This window comes from Heyndrickxia sp. FSL W8-0423, from assembly GCF_038009395.1.
Taxonomy (GTDB): domain Bacteria; phylum Bacillota; class Bacilli; order Bacillales; family Bacillaceae_C; genus Heyndrickxia; species Heyndrickxia sporothermodurans.
In genome coordinates, this window is sequence record NZ_JBBPBE010000003.1 from 1 (window position 1) to 5,834 (window position 5,834).

The 5,834-nt window shown below is 38.3% G+C and carries 3 protein-coding genes and 1 pseudogene; all 4 read left to right on the forward strand.

From position 1 onward, the window contains the following. The first annotated feature begins 76 nt into the window (after positions 1-76). Positions 77-1,513 carry a plasmid recombination protein gene (locus MKY81_RS20995; RefSeq protein ID WP_340995794.1) on the forward strand — a complete coding sequence of 479 codons (1,437 nt, stop codon included), beginning with the start codon at positions 77-79 and terminating at the stop codon, positions 1,511-1,513. Between the two features lie 183 nt (positions 1,514-1,696). Further along, a complete protein-coding gene (locus MKY81_RS21000) occupies positions 1,697-2,308 on the forward strand; it encodes a helix-turn-helix domain-containing protein (protein WP_340995795.1) in 612 nt (203 codons plus the stop codon). Between the two features lie 955 nt (positions 2,309-3,263). Next, positions 3,264-3,777 (forward strand): annotated as a pseudogene (locus MKY81_RS21005) (plasmid recombination protein); the annotation flags it as partial. A 98-nt stretch (positions 3,778-3,875) separates the two neighbouring features. Then, positions 3,876-4,658: an acetoin reductase gene (locus MKY81_RS21010; protein WP_327826148.1), complete on the forward strand. Its 783-nt coding sequence runs from the start codon at positions 3,876-3,878 to the stop codon at positions 4,656-4,658. Positions 4,659-5,834: the final 1,176 nt, after the last annotated feature.

Below are 5,834 nucleotides of genomic sequence, written 5' to 3' on the forward strand. Positions count from 1 at the left end.
GTTACTCTTATTGACAAACTTCGTCGCTTTGCTAGACTTGTTTTATCAATAATTTTGGGCGGAGTGGTGATATTTTATGTTGGCTTCTATCTCTTTCAATCAATCTCACAAAAGTAACATGGCACACAATAACCGAGAAAATATTTATGGGAATCCTGGCATTGATCCGTCCAGGCTAGATGAAAATATTTATTTTGTTCAGAAGGATATTCGAGAAGTGTATGAGGATACCTTTGGTGAAGCGGTGGAAGCCTACAATGCAAAGCAGAGTAGGAAAGACCGCAAGATTGAGGACTATTACGAGAAGATTCGCAATGACAGTAAAACGCATGAACAAAGGGAATTGATTGTTGCCATTGGAGAAGGAAAAGACGGTGAGGAATACCGCGGTTTAAAAAAGGCTGCATTGGTGCAGTATGCAGAGGAATTTCAAGAAAGAAATCCGAATCTAGCAGTCTATAACATGGTGTTGCATGATGATGAAGCGAATCCCCATTTGCATATTAATTACGTTCCGAACTTTGAAAGCAAAAGGGGTCTGACAAGGCGTGTCGGCATGGATAAAGCCTTACAACAACAAGGCATTGAAGGAAAAGGGACAGAACTCATTAAGCATTGGCGTGAGCGAGAGACCGCACGCATTGAGGAGCTGGCGAAGGCTCATATTCCCGATTTTGAAAGAGCCAATGTCGGTTCCCACAAGTACATGAAAGTTCCTCAATTCAAAGAAGCCAAAGAAGCTTTGAAGCAAATCGAAGCAGAGGGGCTTAAAAAGCGCCAGGAGATTGTAAAAGCGATTAACCATATAGATGACCTTCAATCTTCTAAAAAGGCCTTAGAAACCGAATATGAAGCTCAGAGGGCTATTGTGAGAGAGTTTAAAGAGCGTGGAAAGACGTTGACCCAATCGACTAAACAACTAGCAGAGATGCCTCAATATAAGGCTCCCAAAGTTGAGCCGATCTATGAGCCAGAAGCTAATACGGACATGCTCGGAAGGTATGTCAAAATCAAGAAAGCCGATTACGATAAAATGTTGGTCAGTCAAAAAGAATCATTGGAAAAACACAAGAGTTTGGCTAAAAACTTTGATATTGTGGCGGAACACTTGAAAAAGGCCAACGTCAATAATTATTACCTTTCTGCAGAACTGGAGAGAGCCAAAAAAGCTATTCCTGTTCAAACAGAGGATTTTGTTCCAAGAGCCGAACATGAGAAGGTGAAAAAGGCGTTAGAATCGTCTGAACGCCGACATGAGGAAAAGGATATGGTCATTGAACAGCAGCAAGAACAAATTAAGGATTTAACGCAGCGCATAAAACAGTTTAAATCCATGTGCGTGGATTTTATTAAAGAGAACGTTCCGAAAGCCTTTGATTTGATGAATTCCCTTGCTCAAAAATTCAATTTGGTTAAGGATGTCAATGAGTCGATGAAGCAGGATAAAGAGCGTGAACAGAGGGAGAAGAAAATGCAAAGGCGCAGTCGTGATGATTGGGAAATGGAGCGATAATGCAGGGAATCTATTAATTTGCTATAATTTACTAGAAACGAGAAAAACCGCCCATGCTTTGGACGGCAGGCGGTTGTCTCGTATTACAAAGGACAAGGGAATTAGTCCCTTTATATTTAATTTAGATATATATATTATATCATAATCGGACTAATTCCTTCCACCAAGGGAGAGAATTATTTTATGACAAAAATTGTGAATTTTGACCAAGCTGAAAGAAATGCTAGAAAAAAAGATTTTGATTTGGAAAAGCTTCAGTACGCTTTAGATCATGGGGGGATTTCTCAAGATTTGATTGAAAATGCTATGGAATTATTAAGTAAAGCTACTGGAAAAGACCTTTACATAGGGACTAAACGCTCACCACAATCGAAAGTGAGGTTTGTTCAATTGATTCAAAGTAATTGGGATTATGCTCTTGAAAATAAATATTTTACTGATGAAGAAATGCTATTTTTATTAAGGATTCAAAGATTTTTAGGATTTAAAAGTAATTGTTTAGTAGACGATATTCTTTCAAAAAATCCTGTTCCTCTAAATCAAAGTCAATTAGCGGAACGACTTGGAACAAGCCGTTCTACGGTTAGTAGAATTGTTAAAGGATTAGTTGAAAAAGGGATTATTGTAAAAGGTGAAGGACACAAAAGGGAAAACGTTAATGTTCGTACATATGCTTTGTTCATCAATCCTAATCTTTTGTATTCAGGAGATAAAGACAATATCGAGGAAACTTTAAAAGCCTTATTTATCAATGCAAAAGCACTACTTAAAGACTTTCCAGTTCAACTATTTTAAGAGCCAAAATTGGCTCTTTTTTTTCGATTTTCTTTGTTATCAAATCTGATAACTAATGTTATCTAATCTGATAACAAAGAAAACCTCTAAAAACCCTTGATATAACAGTCTTTTTTAAACTCTATAAGGTTGTTACACTCTCACTCTCTATATAAGGGCTTTTCTCCATGCAAGGTACGGGTAGTATTTTTTGAGAAACCCACTCAAAAAATCTCCACCCTTTCCCCCTTGCATTCCGAAATTTTGGCGGTGCTGAACTGTCGCCAAGCCGACGTACCTAAAACGAGGATTTAAGGCAATCGGCTTGCTCGTGCCATTGTACCGCCAAAACCGCCAGTGCTACCGTTCATAATTTTTTTCTTTTGCCTTATGGATCTACGCAATAAGGGGCTAGCCCCTCTTGGCTCTCGCCAATTCACCCCAGCCTGCGCCTTCCACCCTAAAACAAGGGGGAAACCCAAAAAACCAACCCTTTGCCAGAAGCTCATAAATGCCCTCTGCAGCGTTTTTGGCGCTAGCAAGGCTTTTTAATATGGCTCATCTCTGGCGATGGCCAGAGGGGCCATACCTGGCATCTGTCAACGATACCGGACCGTCAGGGAGGATAAGGAGTTGACAGATACGCTGCACCAAGACCCTCTTGGTGTGTCAAAAGTGCACCTTTTGACCTGCCTACCGGCGAGGGAGCCCCTCAAGGATTGAGGGGTTGGGGAGTTCGATTAGGGGGTCTGGGGAAGAGTTCCCCAGCTGGGTTTGGGCAAGGCCCAAGGTCTTGTTTTTTGCCATGCAGGGCATGGCTCGGCGGAGCCGAAAAGCCTCGCAGAGCCCTATGTATTTTGTAACGTAGTGACAAAATACGTATAGGAAAATACGTATAGGGTTATGCTAATTGACAAACGTCGTCGCTTTGCTAGACTTGGTTTATCAATAATTTTGGGCGAAGTGGTGATATTTTATGTTGGCTTCTATCTCGTTTAATCAATCTCATAAAAGCAATATGGCACATAATAACCGAGAAAATATTCATGGGAATCCTGGCATTGATTCGTCCAGGCTAAACGAAAATATTTACTTTGTTCAAAGGGATATTCGAGACGTTTATCAAGAGGTATTCGGTGAAGCGGTCGAAGCCTACAATGCGAAGCAAAGTAGGAAAGACCGTAAGATTGAGGACTATTACGAGAAAATTCGAAAGGACAGTAAAACGCATGAACAAAGGGAGCTTATTGTTGCCATTGGAGAGGGGAAAGATGGCGAGGAATACCGGCCTTTGAAGAAAGCGGCACTAGTGCAGTATGCAGAGGAGTTTCAAGAAAGAAATCCCAATTTAGCAGTCTATAACATGGTCTTGTATGATGATGAAGCGAACCCCCATTTACATATCAATTACGTTCCGAATTTTGAGAGTAAGCGAGGGCTTACAAGGCGTGTCGGCCATGGATAAAGCTTTACAGCAACAAGGCATCAAGATAAGAAAAAACAAGAAAAAAACATAAATATTGCTTAATTTTTTTTAAAGAATACAATTTTTATTGAAAGCACTAAATATAAAAGGAGACATAAGCATATGAACTCAGAAAATAAAGTAGCAATAATAACAGGTTCAGCAGGTGGTTTAGGTAAAGCTATAGCTGAAAGATTAGCAAATGATGGTTTTAATATCGTTGTTCAAGACATCAATAATGATTTGTTACTAGAAACAGAAAAAGAATTCAAAGAAAAAGGATATAATGTAATATCTTTCAAAAGTGATGTTTCAAAACAAAAAGAACAAGAAGAACTAGTTAAATTTACTGTAAAAGAATTTAATAAATTAGATGTTTTTATTAATAATGCAGGTGTGGATGCTGTAACACCTTTCTTAGAAATAGACGAAAATCAACTTAATAAATTATTTAATATTAATGTATTTGGAACTGTTTATGGTACCCAAGCAGCTGCAAAACAATTTATAAAACAAAATACAAAAGGTAAAATAATAAACGCTTGTAGTATAGCAGGTCACGAATCTTACGAAATGCTAGGTACATATTCAGCTACTAAACACGCAGTTAGATCATACACTCAAGTTGCAGCTAAAGAATTAGCAAAGTATAAAATTAACGTTAATGCTTATTGTCCAGGAGTGGCAAAAACTAAAATGTGGGAAAGAATCGATGAAGAAATGGTTAAATATGATGAAAATTTAAATCCTGGAGATGCTTTTGAAAAATTTTCAAGTGCTATAAAATTAGGAAGATATCAAGAACCTAAAGATGTAGCAAATTTAGTATCATTCCTAGCTTCGGAAGATTCAGATTATATAACTGGTCAATCTATTTTAACAGATGGCGGATTAGTTTATAGATAAAAAATAAACAGTTTAATTAATTTGGTTTTTATTCCAATTTCCTTTTTGAATAGAAACTTTGAACCCTAAAAACCCAAAGCGTGTCAATCGTTCGGTTTAATAGCTAGCGCTATCCGAACGCTTGCGCTTTAAGTTTATTTTAGGGTTCTTTTCTTTTTCAAAAAGTTTTCTCGGCATAAAGTCGTCTAAATATTGGGGTAGCGTCAGGATTATGCGTAATAACAACGCTAAGGAAATAAACCTTGTTCCAATAGGGTTTAATCTATTGAGACTTAACCGATTTTGCGTCAAATAAAGCTTGCTAGTGTCTCGTATGACTTGTCTCAAAAGTCTTATCGTTGTTAAATCCTTCATTTTTAATGCTGAAAACAGCTAACCGTTGTAAATCCGCATTTTCGGGACGCTACCCCATATTATACACTTCATTTTAAAAATAAGGATTTAACGAAAATATAAAACACTAAAACAATAACAGCAAAATAAAAGCCAAGATACTGTTATTCACTTTACTTTATTGTAAGTTTTAGTTACGAAAATCATTAATATTGTTGTATAAGCAGTTGTTAAGATTAAACCTGCTATAGCACTAAAATACATAGTGTTAATCTTTTTTATAAATTTTATTTTCATACGAGAAATAAGTCCTTTGTCGTTTTAACGCTAGTATTTGTTTAAAACTTTTTCTTAATTCTTAAGAACTAAGAAAAAGACGAAATTCGACAATGTTTTTAATTTGATAAGGGATCAACGAACGATTATTTGATTTTGCTAGCAAGCAATTAGGGCTTTAGGAGCGCCTTAAGGCGGTTCTGTTGCCTTAAAGGCAACCAAAGGTCTTTTAAGTAAGGGGTAACATCTCACAACGGCGAGAAAGCCCCGTATGGTGTCTGTCAACGGTACCGGACCGCAGGGAGGATAAGGAGTTGACGGACTCACTGCACCAAGACCCTCTTGGTGTGTCAAAAGTGCACCTTTTGACCTGCCTACCGGCGAGGGAGCCCCTCAAGGATTGAGGGGTTGGGGAGTTCGATTAATGGGGTCTGGGGAAGAGTTCCCCAGTGGGTTTGGGCAAGGCCCAAGGTCTTGTTTTTTGCCATGCAGGGCATGGCTCGGCGGAGCCGAAAAGCCTCGCAGAGCCCTATGTATTTTGTAACGTAGTGACAAAATACGTATAGG